18 protein-coding genes and 1 pseudogene are annotated in these 17,226 nt (G+C 41.8%); 13 read left to right on the forward strand and 6 right to left on the reverse strand.

Annotated elements, in window-relative coordinates:
- Positions 1-438: pseudogene (locus BUB11_RS25375) on the forward strand (DNA polymerase III subunit alpha); the annotation flags it as partial.
- A gap of 285 nt (positions 439-723) precedes the next feature.
- Here BUB11_RS25375 and BUB11_RS25380 read toward each other — a convergent pair.
- From BUB11_RS25380 to BUB11_RS25390, 3 genes are read right to left on the reverse strand one after another with little or no spacing between them, the layout of a single operon-like run.
- Positions 724-1,071: a DUF1048 domain-containing protein gene (locus tag BUB11_RS25380; RefSeq protein ID WP_073033293.1), complete on the reverse strand. Its 348-nt coding sequence runs from the start codon at positions 1,069-1,071 to the stop codon at positions 724-726.
- Positions 1,072-1,080: 9 nt separating this feature from the next.
- Positions 1,081-1,428, reverse strand: a complete 348-nt coding sequence (locus BUB11_RS25385) for a DUF1048 domain-containing protein (RefSeq protein ID WP_073033295.1) — start codon at positions 1,426-1,428, stop codon at positions 1,081-1,083.
- Complete coding sequence (locus tag BUB11_RS25390; RefSeq protein ID WP_200797994.1) at positions 1,425-1,751, reverse strand: PadR family transcriptional regulator; 327 nt, start codon at positions 1,749-1,751, stop codon at positions 1,425-1,427. Before BUB11_RS25390 ends, BUB11_RS25385 begins: the two co-directional genes overlap by 4 nt.
- A 563-nt stretch (positions 1,752-2,314) precedes the next feature.
- On the opposite strand from BUB11_RS25390, the gene BUB11_RS25395 reads away from it, so the two are divergent.
- On the forward strand, positions 2,315-2,629 hold the full coding sequence (locus BUB11_RS25395; protein WP_073033299.1) for a hypothetical protein: 315 nt from the start codon (positions 2,315-2,317) through the stop codon (positions 2,627-2,629).
- 501 nt (positions 2,630-3,130) lie between these two features.
- Here BUB11_RS25395 and BUB11_RS25400 read toward each other — a convergent pair.
- Positions 3,131-3,523, reverse strand: a complete 393-nt coding sequence (locus BUB11_RS25400) for a pyridoxamine 5'-phosphate oxidase family protein (RefSeq protein WP_073033301.1) — start codon at positions 3,521-3,523, stop codon at positions 3,131-3,133.
- 119 nt (positions 3,524-3,642) lie between these two features.
- On the opposite strand from BUB11_RS25400, the gene BUB11_RS25405 reads away from it, so the two are divergent.
- Genes BUB11_RS25405 through BUB11_RS25415 form a run of 3 tightly spaced genes read left to right on the forward strand, consistent with a single transcriptional unit; the run spans position 3,643 to position 5,100 of the window.
- Positions 3,643-3,978 carry a winged helix-turn-helix transcriptional regulator gene (locus BUB11_RS25405; RefSeq protein ID WP_073033310.1) on the forward strand — a complete coding sequence of 112 codons (336 nt, stop codon included), beginning with the start codon at positions 3,643-3,645 and terminating at the stop codon, positions 3,976-3,978.
- Between the two features lie 28 nt (positions 3,979-4,006).
- Positions 4,007-4,186 (forward strand): DUF3102 domain-containing protein, encoded by a 180-nt coding sequence (locus tag BUB11_RS25410; RefSeq protein WP_084110568.1) that lies wholly within the window; start codon positions 4,007-4,009, stop codon positions 4,184-4,186.
- 32 nt (positions 4,187-4,218) lie between these two features.
- The gene (locus BUB11_RS25415; protein WP_073033312.1) at positions 4,219-5,100 is read left to right on the forward strand and encodes a VOC family protein; all 882 of its coding nucleotides are present in this window, start codon (positions 4,219-4,221) and stop codon (positions 5,098-5,100) included.
- 124 nt (positions 5,101-5,224) lie between these two features.
- On the opposite strand, the gene BUB11_RS25420 is transcribed toward BUB11_RS25415, so the two are convergent.
- Both BUB11_RS25420 and BUB11_RS25425 read right to left on the reverse strand, forming a co-directional pair.
- Positions 5,225-5,539, reverse strand: a complete 315-nt coding sequence (locus BUB11_RS25420) for a type II toxin-antitoxin system RelE/ParE family toxin (RefSeq protein ID WP_073033314.1) — start codon at positions 5,537-5,539, stop codon at positions 5,225-5,227.
- Positions 5,540-5,800, reverse strand: a complete 261-nt coding sequence (locus BUB11_RS25425) for a type II toxin-antitoxin system prevent-host-death family antitoxin (RefSeq protein ID WP_073033316.1) — start codon at positions 5,798-5,800, stop codon at positions 5,540-5,542.
- Between the two features lie 292 nt (positions 5,801-6,092).
- On the opposite strand from BUB11_RS25425, the gene BUB11_RS25430 reads away from it, so the two are divergent.
- From BUB11_RS25430 to BUB11_RS25465, 8 genes are all read left to right on the forward strand, one after another.
- Positions 6,093-6,770: a response regulator transcription factor gene (locus BUB11_RS25430; RefSeq protein ID WP_073033339.1), complete on the forward strand. Its 678-nt coding sequence runs from the start codon at positions 6,093-6,095 to the stop codon at positions 6,768-6,770.
- A gap of 1 nt (position 6,771) precedes the next feature.
- Positions 6,772-7,773 carry a sensor histidine kinase gene (locus BUB11_RS25435; RefSeq protein ID WP_073033317.1) on the forward strand — a complete coding sequence of 334 codons (1,002 nt, stop codon included), beginning with the start codon at positions 6,772-6,774 and terminating at the stop codon, positions 7,771-7,773.
- Between the two features lie 92 nt (positions 7,774-7,865).
- A complete protein-coding gene (locus BUB11_RS25440; protein ID WP_073033319.1) occupies positions 7,866-8,549 on the forward strand; it encodes an ABC transporter ATP-binding protein in 684 nt (227 codons plus the stop codon).
- Positions 8,546-11,143, forward strand: a complete 2,598-nt coding sequence (locus BUB11_RS25445) for an ABC transporter permease (protein WP_073033320.1) — start codon at positions 8,546-8,548, stop codon at positions 11,141-11,143. Before BUB11_RS25440 ends, BUB11_RS25445 begins: the two co-directional genes overlap by 4 nt.
- A gap of 802 nt (positions 11,144-11,945) precedes the next feature.
- A complete protein-coding gene (locus BUB11_RS25450) occupies positions 11,946-12,611 on the forward strand; it encodes a YczE/YyaS/YitT family protein (RefSeq protein ID WP_073033321.1) in 666 nt (221 codons plus the stop codon).
- A gap of 278 nt (positions 12,612-12,889) precedes the next feature.
- Positions 12,890-14,788 carry a hypothetical protein gene (locus BUB11_RS25455; protein ID WP_073033322.1) on the forward strand — a complete coding sequence of 633 codons (1,899 nt, stop codon included), beginning with the start codon at positions 12,890-12,892 and terminating at the stop codon, positions 14,786-14,788.
- A gap of 93 nt (positions 14,789-14,881) precedes the next feature.
- Positions 14,882-16,531, forward strand: a complete 1,650-nt coding sequence (locus tag BUB11_RS25460) for an FAD-dependent oxidoreductase (protein ID WP_073033323.1) — start codon at positions 14,882-14,884, stop codon at positions 16,529-16,531.
- 342 nt (positions 16,532-16,873) lie between these two features.
- Positions 16,874-17,161 carry a hypothetical protein gene (locus BUB11_RS25465; RefSeq protein WP_073033324.1) on the forward strand — a complete coding sequence of 96 codons (288 nt, stop codon included), beginning with the start codon at positions 16,874-16,876 and terminating at the stop codon, positions 17,159-17,161.
- Positions 17,162-17,226 lie beyond the last annotated feature (65 nt).

The following is a 17,226-nucleotide window of genomic DNA, read 5'->3' on the forward strand; positions in this document are numbered from 1 at the left end:
ATTATAACCACCCATTTTGATTATCACTCCATTGATTCCAACCTCTTAAAGCTGGACATCCTGGGTCATGACGACCCGACGGTCATCCGAATGCTTCAGGATATCACCGGCGTGGACCCGCTAACCATACCCATGGATGATCAGGAGACCATGTCCATCTTCTCCTCCACCGAAGCCTTAGAGGTAACCCCGGAGCAGATCAATTCTAAGGTCGGAACCTTTGGAATTCCTGAGTTTGGCACGAAGTTCGTCAGAGGAATGCTTTTAGATACCAGGCCCAAAGCCTTCACGGATCTAATCTGTATATCCGGACTTTCCCATGGTACGGATGTCTGGCTGGGAAATGCCAAGGACTTAATCGATGCGGGAACCGTGACCCTCAGTGAAGCGGTGTGTACTCGGGATGATATTATGACTTATTTGATTAGTAAAGGCCTGCTGGGGCTGGATCAGATCATCTATGTCTCCTGTGATTCAAGGACTTTGGCACGGGATTTGGGGATACTGCAGAGCAGGGGATATAGGTGGTTGAGGTGCAGCCGGTGGATATGTTTCTGTGGCAAGGCACGTTGAGAGTATAATACTGATGACAAATTGTGGTTAAAAGGACAAATGAGACATATTAACCACAAGATATTGTGGTTTTCAAACGAAATAAGAGCAAAAAACGGGCTGAAAAACTGTATTTTTCGGCCCGTTTTTTAGTGCATTTTATAGATGACATTAGGGATTTGCATCTGTACTCTTGATGGCCTTGTTAAATTCTTGGTCAACAGATTCTTGATAGATGTCAGCGTAAGTTTTTGAATCTTTAATTAGATCGTCGCAGAAAGCCGCTACGTCACTGCCCGTCACTTCGAGCACGCCTTTCCTCAAGGCCGCGCCCTCTTCAAAAAGATCGATAATCCCCGAGAGCAAACCCGTCCCGTCGGTTAGCTCAACAGGGCCGACCTTAAAGAGATATTTTTGAATCTCTTTATAAACAATCTGATAATCTTGCGGGAGAGCTTTGACACGCGCCACGTGCGCTCGCCACTCTTTTTTTCCTTCGATGATATCTTGTATTCTCATTTTATCCTCCTATTTACCTAATTTTTTAGCGATATTATGCCTAAGTTGCTCGCGCCACTTGTCGCGAAAAGACTTTGCCCCTTCTTCGCCGACCAGCGCTGAACAGAAGCCTTTGATATCGTCACCCAAAACCTCTTGGACACTCTGACCGTCCGCCGCTGTTTCTTCGAGCAGACCAAGAACACCGTCAAGAATTGGCATGAGGTTGCGACCGGTGAAATCTGAGTGCGGCCAAAGATTGGCATTAATTTCCCCCCATGCCGCTTGATAATCAGCAGGCAGCTTTTTGGCTCGCGATTCAAAAGTTTTCAATTCTGAAGTCATGTCACTGCCTGTGATTTTTCCCCAAAAATTCATTGTTTTGTCTCCTTCAATTCGATAATTTTTGATGATACAAATTCCCATTTTTCCCAGAACCTCCGCAGTTCCTCACGCCCCGCGTCGTTGAGAGTGAAAAACTTTCGTGGCGGCCCCATGTCAGAGGGCTTTTTGATAATCACTACCAGCTTGCTTCTTTCAAGCCGGATCAGAATGGTGTACACCGTTCCATCCACAACATCTGTGAAGCCGAGGGCGTTCAGCCGCCGCGTAATTTCGTAGCCGTAGGTTTCTTTGCGGCTTATAATTTCAAGGACACAGCCCTCAAGCACGCCTTTGAGCATTTCCGTTAGGTTTTCCAGCACAATCCCCCCATGCTATTCTGTATAACCTGTATTAAGTATTACTTACTACTGCTATATAGTAACACGCAATAGTGGGGTTGTCAATAGATTATCGTCTTAAATTGAATACGCAATTGGCTTAGGTGTGGTACTTTGGTTTATATAAGTATCTCACTTCTAAAGCTAGCTTATGTGAATTGCCCAGGCCCAACAAACCTAATTTCTAAAAAATAATATTTCATAAATGTAAGCCAAAGGCATGGAGGTCTTGTTCAATGTTCGCTCGGCAGAAGGGTTTAGACCATTACAGCATCAAGTCTACTGAAGCACATTAAAAAGGGCATCTACCATTTCACAACTTTATACCTCGAATAAGAACCCGTGATGAGTCTTTTTGATGTGATTTAATTGCTCAGTGCTTCAATAAGTGAAAACAACAAGCCACCGTTCACAGCCGTTTCTTGTAATAGTTAAATGGCAAATTAGAACTTGATTATTTTTGGTTCACAATATTATTACCTTTGCAAAACCCACTTATGGTATAATAAAAAGGATAGAACATACTATAAGGTGGTGAACTTATGAACGAAAATCAGGTGGGTGTAATACTTGAAGAAGTTCGGGATATGTTCAAAACCCTGGCTGAGGGACAGCGGATTATTGAAAATAGGTTGGGCAAAGTAGAAGAAGGACAGAGAGTACTAGAAGCAGGACAGAGAGTACTGGAAGAAGGACAGAAAGTACTAGAAAATGGGCAGAAATCATTAGAATCTGATATGAAGAAAGTAAAATCAGATTTACAAATAATTAAGTCATTCGTTATTGCTGCTGATAATAGTTTTAACGACTATGAGAGCAGAATTAAGGCTTTAGAGAAAAAAACTGCAAATCTATAAATATAAGACAAAGCACCCGCGCAATTCGCAGGTGCTTTTTAGTTGCCTCGCAGTGTTTTCAATTTCTCTGCCTTCGTGTAGCAAATCATAAACATGCATCTTTTTAACTGACGGTTTACACAAAAGTGGTCTTGCTACTTCCGGTGTAGTTAAAAGAGGTCGCAATTATGCGGCCCCTTTTAATGCCCCCCTATAGTTTAAAAGCTTTGACATGATAGTGGCCTGTGCCACTAAAGGGATTTGTCAATAGTCATCGTAGTCAATGTAATCACCGTGACCACGGTTACTTGTTATAAGTATATGTTGAAAAGTAAAGAACAATTCATAGGATGTTTTGCGTGGGCATTGAGTGATTAAAGATGTGAAAAGAACAAGCCACCGTTCACAGGGATGCTCTCCTAAAGGTAGACAGGTTAAATAATTCTAACCTACTACCGAAAATGGGGAGCATATCACAGTGCCAGGTGGCTTGTAATGTTTAAGTGGCTATTTAATGGCAAATTAGAACTTAATTATTTTAGGTTCACCTGTAAAGGATGCTATCGTAGCTACTGCATCCTGCAAATACAATACCTGGGTGTTAGGATCTGTAGCAGAGTACCGAGACTGAAGTGTAGGATAGCTTTCAAGCATACTTTCCTTTGCTTCAACACGGTCATCCTCTACTGCAACGGCCTGGATACGAATCCATTCTTGGCCATTAAATGCGCAAATTTCAATTTTGGGATTTGCTGTCATTTGCTTTGAAACGTCCTTTACCTTACCAGTCTGAATATAAAGCTTGCCCTCAAAAATGTTGGCAGTTCCAAAGGGACGAACTCGTGGCTGATCTCCATCGATGGTTGCTAAGTAATAAGTCTGGCACTTCTTTAAGAAATCTAAAACTTCTTGCATTAAAGAAATCTCCTTTCAAATTTATACAATAAATTTACAATAAAAGTCTTGAAATAACAAGTACGATTATTTATGATACATAGTATCTAAATAAATACTATAGTGAGGAGATTAGGGAATTGGAGAAAGATTTATTTGGGATATGCCCATATACAACAGCACAGAAGGTTCTTTCTGGTAAATGGTCAATAATTATTCTCTACCATCTCGGGAAAAAGACTATGCGCTTTGGAGAATTGCAGCGGCAGTTGCCTGATTTAACTCAGTCAACCCTGACGAAACAGTTACGCGCTTTGGAGGAGAACGGATTGATTGAAAGAAAGATTTACCCTCAAGTTCCGCCAAAGGTCGAATACTCTTTAAGTTATATAGGGATAAAGTTTAAAAAAGTGTTAGCAGAATTGGCAATTTGGGGAAACGAATACATCGAAACTTTGAAGGATAAGAATTGTTAAATTGAAGAGCTGCCTTCATGTCGTACTGATGCAGCTTTGCGAAGAGCAGGGGACGAAACTGCTTGCTTCCCTCGATAGTGGCGGTAATCCAAATTCGTCAATGGTGACGAATTTGACCTGCACCCAGGCGCTCGTTCTTCTTGGGATCCCGGAAGAGGAGCGGTTTTTCTATAAATTTGGAGTCTCTTTAAATACGCAGTATAATTGAAGAAAATCTGCGTGAATGCGAGGGAGACCTATATGCAAAAGATTGTCACACACTTATGGTTTGACAAGGAAGCCGATGAGGCATCAAAGTTCTATATGTCCCTATTTGAAGGATCAAAACTCAAGGACAAAACTATCTTAAATGACACACCATCAGGCTCCGTGGATATGATCACTGTCGAGCTTGCTGGACAAGAATTCATGTTGCTGTCTGCGGGACCATTATTTAAATTTACGCCAGCGGTATCCTTTCTGATTGCTTGTAGTTCTGTCTCAGAGGTTGAAAGGTTATGGGGGAAACTTATCGAAAATGGCGCGGCGCTGATGGGTTTAAACGCCTATCCGTTTAGCGAAAAATTTGGATGGGTAATGGACAAATACGGCCTTTCTTGGCAAGTAATGTACATGGGTGATTTTGAGATTAAGCAAAAAATAACCCCAACGCTTATGTTTGTCGGGGATCAGTGTGGAAATGCAGAAGACGCCATCCGATTCTATACAACAGTATTTGAACATTCAAGTGTTGGTAATATGTATAGATACGGTGAGGATGCTGCCCCGGACAAAGCTCACACGATTCAACATGTCGACTTTGTACTTGAAAACCAAACCTTTGCAGCGATGGACAGCGCTCATGAGCACAACTTTACCTTTAATGAGGCCATTTCCTTGATGGTGATGTGCGATACACAAGAAGAAATCGACTATTATTGGGATAAGCTATCTGCAGTCCCTGAAGCAGAACAATGTGGTTGGTTGAAGGACAAATACGGTTTTTCATGGCAGATTGTTCCCACGATCATGAATGAGATGATGCAGACTAAGAATGCTACAAAATTGGCACAAGTGACTGAAGCATTTCTTGAAATGAAGAAATTTGATATTGCTGAATTAATCAAGGCCTATGAGAAATAATCCAGTCCATGAAGTATTCGCTTGGATGAGTAATGGTTGATTTGGTTAGGGGCGTCATGAAACGTGATGCTCCTTTTGTCTGTATCAGAAAATCGCGAGATTTTGTAAAATCTTGCGATTATGGTTATAACAGCGTGAGCCAGTCGCGTCTGCCATAGAGTATCCGAATTACCATCACAGTTTTCTCTTTTTCTGATATATCATAAAAAATAATATGATTGTCTACCAAAAGCTTTCTCATTCCTAAAGTGGATAATCTTTTATCGGCTACAAGAGCGTTTCTCTGCGGCATTTCTTCAAGTCCTAGAGCTGCATCGCCGATTTTATCCACCAGCTTTAGGGCAATAGTGGGTTCTAAAAATTCTTCAGCAATATAGCGGCCTATTTCCTTTAAATCCCTTTCCGCTAACTCGGAAATGTGAACGCTGTATGTGCTCAATTAGACCAGCCCTTTCCGAATATCCTCTAGGGCTTGGCGAAAAGGTCTTGTTTTCCCTTGTTTCACTGCATCAAGCCCATCGTCAAGCAAGTTGTAAAGCTCAAATCTTCCAACAAGCTTTTCATAGGTCTCAATACTCATCACGGCTAAATCACCTTGTCCATTCTTTGTTATATAAACAGGTTCATTATATTTGTGGCAAAACTCGGAAATTTCATTGTATTTATTTCTTAAGTCCGAACTGGGTCTAATGCTTGGCATCATGAACACCTCCATGCCTATTATATGCATATTCTATCAAGATATTGATATCGAATCAAGAGTACAGAGCTGCCTTCATGTCGTACTGATGCAGCTCCGCGAAGAGTATGGGACGAAACGGCTTGCTTCCCCTATCTTGGGGTGTGCTTCGTCTTGACATAGTGTGGCTAATACCATACTGTTGAATTTAACCGAAACACACGATGGAAGAGTATGAGAAGCCTTGTTAATTATAAAGTGGGCTGAAATGGTTAAGGGAATTGATCACAGAAAACAAGGAGATCAGGGCAAAATGAAAATACTATTTGTTGAAGACGATCGAATAATTGCCTCAGGTCTTTGCTACTCACTCACCCAAGAGGGATATCTTGTAACTCACTGTGTGGATGTTAAGTCAGCAAAAACTACACTATATGAGAATAGCTTTGACTTAGCGATCCTTGATCTATCCCTTCCGGATGGCAGTGGCTATGATCTTTGCCAATTAATCAAGGCCAAGGAAGATATCCCAGTTGTATTTTTAACGGCAATCGATGACGAGGTTAATGTCGTTATGGGTCTCGATATGGGCGCTGATGACTACATAACAAAGCCATTTCGCATAAGAGAGCTGCTCTCTCGTCTTAAATCTGTTACTCGTAGGTATGACAAGACAGAGCTTATAAAAACAGTTTATCAGTTTAGTGAACTTAAGATAGATACTGCCCTGGCAAAGGTCTATAAAGGAGAGCAGGAAATTGTATTAACCTCTCTTGAGTATCGCTTGCTCTTATTATTTGCGAATAACGAGGGACAAGTCCTCAGCCGTAATCAGCTTCTAGAAGGTCTCTGGGATTTTGCAGGGGAATTTGTCAATGATAATACCTTAACGGTCTATATTAAACGTCTGCGCGAAAAGATCGAGGATGATAGCCAAAACCCATCAATTATTAAAACGGTTCGTGGAATCGGATACAAGGGGGGCAGCTAAGGTGTTGCGAAATAAAGAAATTAAACTATATATCACACTTCTGGCTGCAGTTGTAATAGTAGGTTTTGTTGCCTGCTATTTTTTTAATCCCGTCTCGGGGATCATTGCCTTGTCAGCGTTGCTTTTAATGGCTGCCGTATCCTTCCTGTTTACGAGATGGAGATATCAGCAAATAGAAAAGTTAACCGAATATCTAAAGCGAATTGCAGGTGGCGAATACTCCCTGGATATTAGAGATAATGATGAAGGCGAGCTTAGCATCCTTAAAAGTGAACTATATAAAGTAACCGTAACCCTCTCTGAGCAAGCCAACCTCTTGAAAAAAGACAAGCGTTTTCTTGCAGACTCAATCTCAGATATTTCACACCAGCTTAAAACTCCCATCACCTCAATGTCTGTTATGACAGACCTGATAAGTGATGAAAACCTACCCCTAGATAAGCGTGTGGAATTCACACAAAATATTCGCTCCCAACTTGAAAGACTTCAATGGCTTGTGGCCTCACTCCTCAAGCTGTCGAAGATTGATGCAGGAACAATTAAGTTTAAGAAAGAGCCGGTAAATGTGCAAGACCTTATCACACGCTCAATTGAACATTTACTAATCCCCATGGAAATAAAAGAGCAAACCCTTGAAATCAGCGGAGATGAGCATACTGAATTTAGGGGGGATTTTAATTGGTCGTCAGAAGCCTTGACAAATATTATCAAAAATTGTCTCGAACATACACCTTGCGGTGGAACGATCGGTATCAGCTTTAGTGAAACCCCAATTTATACCCTTATTAAGGTATCCGATCAGGGTGAGGGTATCCATAAGCATGACTTACCCTACATATTTGATCGGTTTTATAAAGGGAGAAATGCGCACAATGACAGTATAGGGATTGGGTTGGCCATGTCAAAAAGCATTGTCAAAAACCAAGGTGGTAGTATAGAAGTTACCAGTGAAAAGGATAAAGGGACACAATTTACGATCAAGTTTTATAAAAGCATTGTGTGACTAAATTGTCACTTAAATAGTCACTGTAGAGTTATATTAGGCAGCTATACTAACATTAACAGGATAGGAAATCAGAAATGGAGTGAGTTAGTATGGAAATATTAAGAGTAGAAAATCTGTCTAAGATCTATGGTAAGGGTGAAACCGCCGTCAAGGCCCTTGATAATATTTCGTTTTCTGTAAGCAAAGGGGAATTTGTTGCAATTATTGGACCATCAGGTTCAGGGAAATCGACCCTGCTCCATACCCTGGGTGGGGTGGATAGGCCCACAAGCGGCAAGGTAATGCTTGAAAACACGGATGTCTATGGTCTTGACGAAACGAAGCTGGCCATCTTTAGACGCAGACAAATCGGTCTTATTTATCAATTTTATAACCTTATCCCCGTTCTCAGTGTAGAAGAAAATATCACCCTGCCCTTACTATTGGACGGGCGCAAGGCTGATAAAGGGCAACTCAAGGAAATACTCAGCACCCTGGGTTTAACCGAGCGCTTAAACCATCTGCCCAATCAGCTTTCCGGAGGTCAACAGCAACGAGTGTCCATAGGACGAGCATTAATCAATAATCCTGCCCTCATGTTGGCGGATGAACCGACAGGAAATCTGGACAGTAAAAGCAGTCATGAAATTATTGAGCTTCTTAAAATGTTCAATAAAACATTTCGGCAAACTCTGATTGTCATTACCCATGATGAGCGGATAGCCTTACAGGCAGATCGAATCATGACCATAGAAGACGGGCGGATCACGAAGGATGAGGTGCTTCGTCGATGAACATTATTAATAAACTAACCATAAGACATTTGAAGGAAAATAAACGACGCACCCTTGTAACAATCCTGGGCGTGATTATATCCGTCGCCATGGTGACGGCAGTGGCAACGATTAGTGTGTCTTTTATGGAATTATTGCAAAAGCAGACGATTGCCAGTGATGGGGAATGGCATGTTCTATACAAAGATGTGAACAAGGAGCAGCTCGCAGCAGTAAAAAATGATGAAGCAACCAAAGCCCTGGTTATCTCCAGAGATCGCGGCTATGCTCTTTTAGAGGAAGGACAAAATAGAAATAAGCCCTATTTATTTCTCAAGGAGTATAATGCCCAAGGGTTTAAACAGTTTCCCATTGAATTGAGTCAAGGGCGGCTTCCTCAGAATGACCGTGAAGTGGTAATTTCAGAAGAAATTGCTGGAAATGCCAAAGTAAACTACGAGATTGGGGATCCTTTAATACTTGATATAGGTAAACGGTTCAACAAAGAAAGTCAAGAACTTTCTCAGCGTGCCCCCTTACAATCAGAGAATGGTAAAAGAACCGAAACCTTTGAAAGTAGTCTAACTAAGAGTTACACGGTGGTAGGAATCATCAAACGGCCTACCTGGGAACCGACTTGGGCTCCGGGGTATACGATTATAAGCTATATCGATGAGAGCATGATAGGAGCAACTGAAACTGTTAATGCCTCGGTTGTGCTAAGTAAAGTTAAAAGCTCACTCTACACTCATGCAGAAGAGCTGGCTAAGAAAAACCAAATTCAAATCGACAAGATCCAATTTAATAATAATTTGCTGCGCTATTATGGGGTCACGAATAACGATAACTTAAACAGCACTATCTATTCACTATCCGCGGTCATTATGGGAATCATTATTATTGGCGCTGTTTCGTTAATCTATAATGCCTTTGCAATTTCCCTGGCAGAACGTTCCCGTCATTTAGGCATGCTCTCCAGCGTGGGGGCTACAAAAAGGCAGAAAAGAAACTCGGTGTTATTTGAGGCAGCAGTCATTGGTTTAATCAGTATTCCCCTGGGAATCATTGGTGGCCTTGGCGGAATGGGCATTACCTTTTGGTTCGTTAACCCGCTGATCCAAGGAGCGTTAAGAGAGTCAGTAAAGCTAACCGTGTCCATAACCCCTTTGTCGATTTTGGCTGCCTGTGTAATATCGATGCTGACCATCTTCATTTCAGCCTATCTGCCCGCCAGAAAGGCCTCTAAAATCTCTGCTATTGACGCGATTCGGCAGACAGCCGATGTTAAGCTGACTGGTAAAGCAGTAAAAACCTCAAAGTTCATGCGCAAGCTATTCGGAATCGAAGCAGAAATAGGCTTAAAAAACTTAAAAAGAAACAAACGCCGGTACCAAGCAACCGTATTTTCACTCGTCATCAGCATCGTTCTGTTTTTAGCAGTATCATTTTTTACCGCCAATTTAACAAAATCTCTGGAGCTCTCCCAGGATGGCGTGAATTTTGATATTCAAGTGTCAACGGAAAGGGAAGATACAGAAATTGTGGATCAGTTGCTGAAATCCATTGCTGCCCTGGATAATGTCACAGAATATAGTCTTATGAGAGATTTAACGTTGAACGCTTGGGTGAACCAGGAATCAATAGCCAAGGAATTACAAGAGCAAGTGAATCAAGATAAGAGTATGCTTAAGAACGGAAAATATCCTTACTACATCGATTTGCATGCTTTAGAGGAGGAGAATCTGCGAGCCTACGCGGATAAGATTGGTGCAGATTATGAACAGCTGGTAAACCCGGATAATTTAACCGGAATTGTGATAGAGACCATCCCCTATAAGGATAGGGAAGCGGGGAAATATGTAGAAACAAAAGCAATTAGTACTAAAATCGGGGAAAGGATTGATTTATTCTATACCGTTGGAGAGACAGAAGAAGAGAGGCCTTTAAATCAAATAGAAATCGCCGCCTTGACGGATCAATCTCCCATGGGTGTCTTTCCGGCAGGAGTAGGCGGGTTAACGATCATTGTCTCTGAACAAGTCCTGGATCAATTAATGGAGGATAAAGAGATTCCCAATGTTCATACACAACTCTTACTGAAGAGTTCGGATCCAATCGCGACACAACACCAAATTGAGGATCTGAAAGAGAATAATCTTTCCATTTACAATGTTTACCAAAGCAGACAGAATGACGAACAGATGATCCTGTTTATGTCAGTGTTTACCTATGGCTTTATCGTTTTGATCACGGCGATTTCGATTGCCAACATTTTCAATACAATCTCAACCAGTATTTCCCTGCGCAAGCGAGAATTTGCGATGCTAAAATCGGTGGGGATGACCCCAAAAGGCTTTAGTAAAATGATAAACTATGAGAGCATTTTTTATGGAATCAAGTCCTTGTTCTACGGTCTGCCGATCAGCATAGTTGTGATGTATTTAATCCATAGGTCATTGATGAACAGCTTTAGCTATAGCTTCGCCCTTCCTTGGATAAGTATTTTATATGTTATTGTGGCCGTGTTTATCATTGTCAGTTCCGCCATGTTGTACTCCAGCGCCAAAGTTAAAAAGGAAAACATTATTGATGCACTCAAGCAGGAGAATATCTAGGCCCTGTAGATTTAGGCTATTGAGTTAGGGGAGAGGTACAACCCTTATGACAAGTTAAAATATTTTTTTGACTTGTCATAAGGTCAATTGAATAAACTATCCTCTTAGGAGTCCCAGAGGAAGAGAGATTCACTGCTTGAAGAGTTTAATGAAGAAATATTTAATATGCTGGTTGAGAAGATAGAAATTCTCACACCAGCATTTTGTTTTAAACTGCATTCGAGTCAAAAATGTTAAGATGATAGTGTTTTAGGATGTTTTTTGGAAAAGCTAACTTTAACCGTAGATTGGACATATAAAAGTAACAACAATTCGGAATGGGCTAGGTAGCATTTTTATAGGCACCTAAAAACTATTCCGGCCATCAGCTCAATAAGAAACTTAGACTTTAGCCCCAGTTCGGCCTCTATTAAAGGCTGAGTCTTAGTTCGGCTCTAAACAAGATCCAAAGCCAGGGCAACCTGAAATGCCAGTACTTAAGAATAGTGAAAACCATCCCAATAATAGTATGCTTGAGAAATTAAAGTAGCGCTATCACTTAACAAGTGACGATATTCTTGATATAGTAAAAGAAACTGGAGTTATTGTAATAAAAGGATGGATAGATCATACCTATGTTAATCCTATTTCGAGAGGTCAGAGTGTGGCTGCGAAGATGATGGCAGTAGTGGCTGAGTATTTTAGGAAGGCCTCAAAATCATGCTAGGCTTATTTTAATTAAATAAAAGTAATTTGCTATAACTTTTGCTGTTTCTGATATCAAACAGCGATGGATATAGCATTTTTTATGTAGGAGGAAGTTATGAAAAAAATAATAAACTTTGCTGAGATGGCCTATGTGTTGGGGCTGATTATTCTGGCCCTTGGTGTGGCACTTATGGAAAAAGCGGATCTCGGAATTTCTATGGTAGTTGCTCCGGCCTATCTAATCTCTTTAAAAGTTAGTTTTCTCACATTTGGCATGGCTGAATATACTCTGCAGGCCGTACTGCTGGTGTTTGTATGCCTGGTGTTGCGTCAGTTTAAGTTGTCCTACTGTTTCTCTTTTGTCACTGCTGTTATTTATGGCGTAATTCTGGATGGTTGGATCTGGAGCCTGCGGGATGTGGTCGCTGGTACGCTGAGTGTACGCATCCCATTATATCTGTTGGGTATGCTCTTATGTGCAATGGGTATTTCTTTGCTTTTTCACACGTATCTTTCTCCTGAAGTTTACGAGTTGTTCGTGAAAGAAGTTTCGAAAAAGTACCATATAGATATTAATAAATTTAAAATTGCCTATGACTGCACCAGCTGTGCAGTAGCCATCGCAATGTCTTACCTTTTCTTTCACAGCCTGCGCGGCGTTGGTATAGGGACGGTCATCTGCGCTTTAGTCAATGGTATCATCATCGGTCAATGCAGCAAGTTTTTCGAAAAATATATTGATTTCTCCCCGAAGTTTCCTTTAGCTAAATATTTTGAATGATATGGGTTTGGAAATTACTCTATCATCAAAAAGTTTGAAATCTTTAGGGTAACTGTGGAGCCGAATCCCGCTACATAGCAGTGAGTGTCCAAGTATGGATTATCCCTCGTTTTCAAGGCCAAGTGAATTACATGCGATCAATGATTTGTAACTAAGAAATAACTATTGTGGGTGGTTAGCGGGAGGAATTGAGGACTGCTCGGCGAAAAAGATAGGGATGAGTCAAATTCCGAGGCTTGTCAGATGTTATATTAGGGAAAATTCTGAGGAGGGTAATTATGAAGTTCTCTCAAAGACCAGTTTTCCGGGTAGTTAAAATAATCATAATAGCAACGGTAGTTGGTGTTTTAGGGCTGACCTCTTTAGTATCTAATCAAGCTAAGAATGATCGAGACATCCTGTCAACTGCTACGCTTAGTGAGAGTGTTCCCTCGCCAAGTGAGGAAATCTTAAAGTTGAAATCCCTCGAAAAGACCTTTTTAGACTCGGATTTTTACCGGAAGGATGGAATGCTCCCGCTGACAGTCTCGAAGGATCTAAAATGTTTTGTGACTTATAAAATAAACAATCAAAATATGGCTGCAGAGAATGAGCTAGTCCTAATAGGGATGCCCAGGCAGTTCATTGATCTATATTTGGTTGACCTCAGTGAAAAAAAGGCTGAATACCTAGGTAAAACAGAATTCGTAATAAGTCAGGCGTGGTCGGAGGACGGTAATCGTTTAGCGATTGTTTCCCATAAGTCGGTTAAGATTTTGGATCTTGCTAAGCGAAGTTTAGCAGAAGTGCCGCTGCAATATGAGACGGATATCTACAATACAAACTGGGGAATTGATAACCGAACCTTATATTTGCATCTGGATACTACTCCCAACTATTATGCCTATGATACATATTCGAAGCAGATGGTGAAAGTTAGGGGGAGATTTCAGGAGGGTGATGTTGTTTACAGAGGGGATGCCGGCGGCGCCATTCTCACCAGTAAGGGCGAGCGGGTGGGAGTAGCCCACGGCCTGTATTATGGGGAAGCTCCCGAGAAACAACTGTTTACAGGGGAAGTTATTATCCATGATATCGATGATGAAAGGCTCCTGGTTTCCTACGATGTGGACACCCCTCAGGGCGGTGCCCGATATACACTGGCAGAGTACGACCTTAAAACCGGCGCGTCGAGAGTCCTATATAATGAAGGAAATCTTCACACTGTCTGGAAGATATATAAGGCTTCCTATATTAAAACTACCGGGGATATCATATTTACAACTTTCAAGTTAAGCGATACTGGTGTCAAGTATATTATGGTACGCATAGAACCGAATGGAAAAGAGATTGTCACTGAGGTGCCCTCCCCTTTATATACCCTAACACAGGGAGAAAATCTGCTGCATTTTGCCGCTTTTAAAGACGGTGAAAGCTGGATTATGGACACTGGGGACTTTAAGTTCAGTGACCAAGGCTTGCAGCAAACTGAGCAGAAAAGTGATATCAGAGATCTTATGCTTCGAGTTCTTTACTTATATGGATCAGAATCCCCAAAGCTTGATGATATAAAGCAAATTTTTATTAACACTTATGACCCGATCCCTCAGGAAGCGCTGGAAAACATTTTGCTGGAAATGGAAGGCCCGAAGTACTGGCAGTTCATAAGGCAGGAGATTGGCAAAAATGTTACTATGACCCTTAATTTGAAAGACCCCAACAGAGCATCGGTTATCTTGAACGGTGAGTATTTCAGAGGACCTCATGAATTAATAAAAACTTTAGGTCAATGGTATGTTACTGGGTTTTCCACTTGGCCGGATAGTCAGGCGAGAAAGAATGTTTACAAGGCTTGTAGCCAATTTATTGATAATCAAATCAAAACCGGCCAAGCGGAGGCCGACTTTAGACAAAAAGGAGACCAGGACGATTATGCTGTCCGAACGGCGGCCCTGCTGAATAAGCTGCGTACCCAATCCTCAAATATTGAGCTTGGAGAAATAGAGCTCTGGTCTATGAGTGAACCGCATAGGGCGGTCAAGGATGCCAAGGAAGCAAGAGTGAAAATGATCGTGACGCTGAATGATGGATCGACTGAAAAGCTCCAGGGCTACTTCTCGAGGGCAGATTCAGGAGATGCCTGGATGTTTCAAGGTTTGGGCAAGCTATCACCGGGCCTGTTCCCGAAAACTTATTAGTTAACATTCGATTGTGAATGCCAAATAATCATGTTATTATTTTCATAAACTTTGGTTAACTGAGATAATCTAAATGCTAAAGGAGATGTTGTAATGAGTAAAAAAGTGCTCATTGTCGGTGGAGTTGCAGGGGGAGCCAGCGCTGCAGCACGCTTGCGCCGTTTGGATGAAGAGGCGGAAATCATTATCTTTGAGCGGGGAGAACATATTTCATATGCAAACTGCGGCTTACCGTATTATGTCAGTGGAGTTATTAATGATCGGGAAGCTCTTTTGGTCTCAAAACCTGAAGCTATGAGAAACCGCTTTCGTATTGATGTGAGAATCTTTAGTGAGGTTACCCGTATTTTTCCTGAGGAAAAAGCCGTCGAAGTCCAAGAAAGCACTGGTAAGGTCTATCGAGAATCTTATGATCAATTGATCCTTTCTCCCGGGGCAGCTCCGCTTCGTCCGCCGATTGCCGGGATCAATGACATCGATGCTCTTGTTGTGCGTAATGTTACAGATATTGATCAGATTAAACGATTTATCGATGAACAGCAACCTAAAACGGCAGCAGTCGTAGGAGGGGGCTTTATCGGTTTAGAAATGGCCGAAAATCTCCATGCCAGAGGAGTAGATACAACGATTATAGAAATGAGCGATCAGGTCATGGCTCCTCTGGATTTTGAAATGGCTGCAATTCTCCATGAGCACATTTTTAATAAAGGAATCAACCTCATTTTGGAAGATGGGGTGAAATCCTTTGCTAAAAAGGATAATGGGACGCTTATTACACTCCAAAGCGGCGGGGAAGTACAAGCTGATTTAACGATCTTGGCTATTGGTGTAAAACCGGAAATTAAATTAGCTAAGGAAGCAGGGCTAACTATCGGAGAGTTAGGCGGCATCAAAGTTAATGAACGACTTCAGACCTCAGACCCTAATATTTACGCTGTTGGCGATGTCATTGAGGTAAAACATTTAGTAACAGGTCAAGCTGCCCTCTTGCCGCTTGCAGGTCCTGCTAATAAACAAGGCCGCATTGTTGCCGACGTTATCGCAGGTCGGGACAGCCGGTATAAGGGTACCCAAGGTACGGCAATTGCCAAGGTTTTTGATTTAGTGGCAGCGTCCACCGGGGCGAATGAAAAAATGCTTAAGAAATTAGGAATTCCTCATGAGGTGTTGTTTACTCACTCTAATTCCCACGCCGGGTATTATCCCGGAGCAACAAGATTATCCATAAAACTTGTCTTTGATAAAAATGGCCGAGTCCTGGGTGCCCAAGCTGTCGGAGCTCAGGGTGTCGATAAACGGATCGATGACATTGCCGGGGTAATCCGTAACAAAGGGACTATCTATGATTTGCAGGAACTCGAACTGGCCTACGCCCCGCCCTTTTCATCGGCTAAAGATCCTGTGAACATGGCCGGTTATGTGGCGGAAAACATCATTAATGGCGATGTTCGCATGATTCATTGGCAGGAACTTAGTAAACTTAAAGCAAAAGATATATGTATCATCGATGTACGGGATGAAGAAGAACGTAGAGCTAAATTTATCCCCGGCTCGCTGCATATCCCTGTCAATGACCTGCGCAGCAAATTATCGGAACTTCCCAAAGATAAGGAAATCGTCGTTTACTGCGAGATTGGGCTGCGAGGCTACGTTGCTTATCGAATCTTGACTCAACACGGATTTACTCAAGTTAGGAATTTGTGCGGAGGTTGGGTTACTTATTATCCGGCTGTGTTTGGATAAGTTTCCCCAAATTACGGAGAGGAATCTAGCTCTGTTGGGGTATAGAGGGTATATTGAGAGCGACCTGTTGTTACTATGAATTAACGCAAAAAAAACCGGCAATCGTGAATCGTGCCGGGATTTTTTGTGTTATCCTATTTTGCGGCAGTAGTCCGGCGGCTTTCTGAGAGGTACGTGCCAAAAGAGGACCTTGTTGTAAAGTCACCCAACGGGAAACAATTCTGACAAATAGAAAAAACTAATACAACTTATACTAAGTTCCAATTTCACTTCTGGCGTCCTTGGTATTATGATAGAGACACAAAGACATCAGCGTAGATAAGGGATGAAGGAGGAGTTAGTATGTACGAGTATTCAAAAGAGGAGATCCAACGTATCAAGGATTCTATCAGAGTTACAACGAATGACGCTGGACAGATTTCCGTGGATTATCAACCACCAGCGATCAAGGAGGATCATCCATCTATGAGTGCTATTTTGGATTGCGCTTATCAACAGATGTATTCCTTTTCGCTGATTAAAACAATCTATAATGCCCTATTTAGAAAAACGAAGATTGCTCACCCAACTCCTTGTGCAGCATTCGCTGATTGGATGAATGAAATCGATCATGCTGTTGGAGTAAAATAATAAGACTCCGCCTTTCTTAAGAGGGGTGGAGTCTTTCAACTTTCAATCATCTGCTTTAAATGCTA

Source organism: Desulfosporosinus lacus DSM 15449, from assembly GCF_900129935.1.
Classification (GTDB): Bacteria; Bacillota; Desulfitobacteriia; order Desulfitobacteriales; family Desulfitobacteriaceae; genus Desulfosporosinus; species Desulfosporosinus lacus.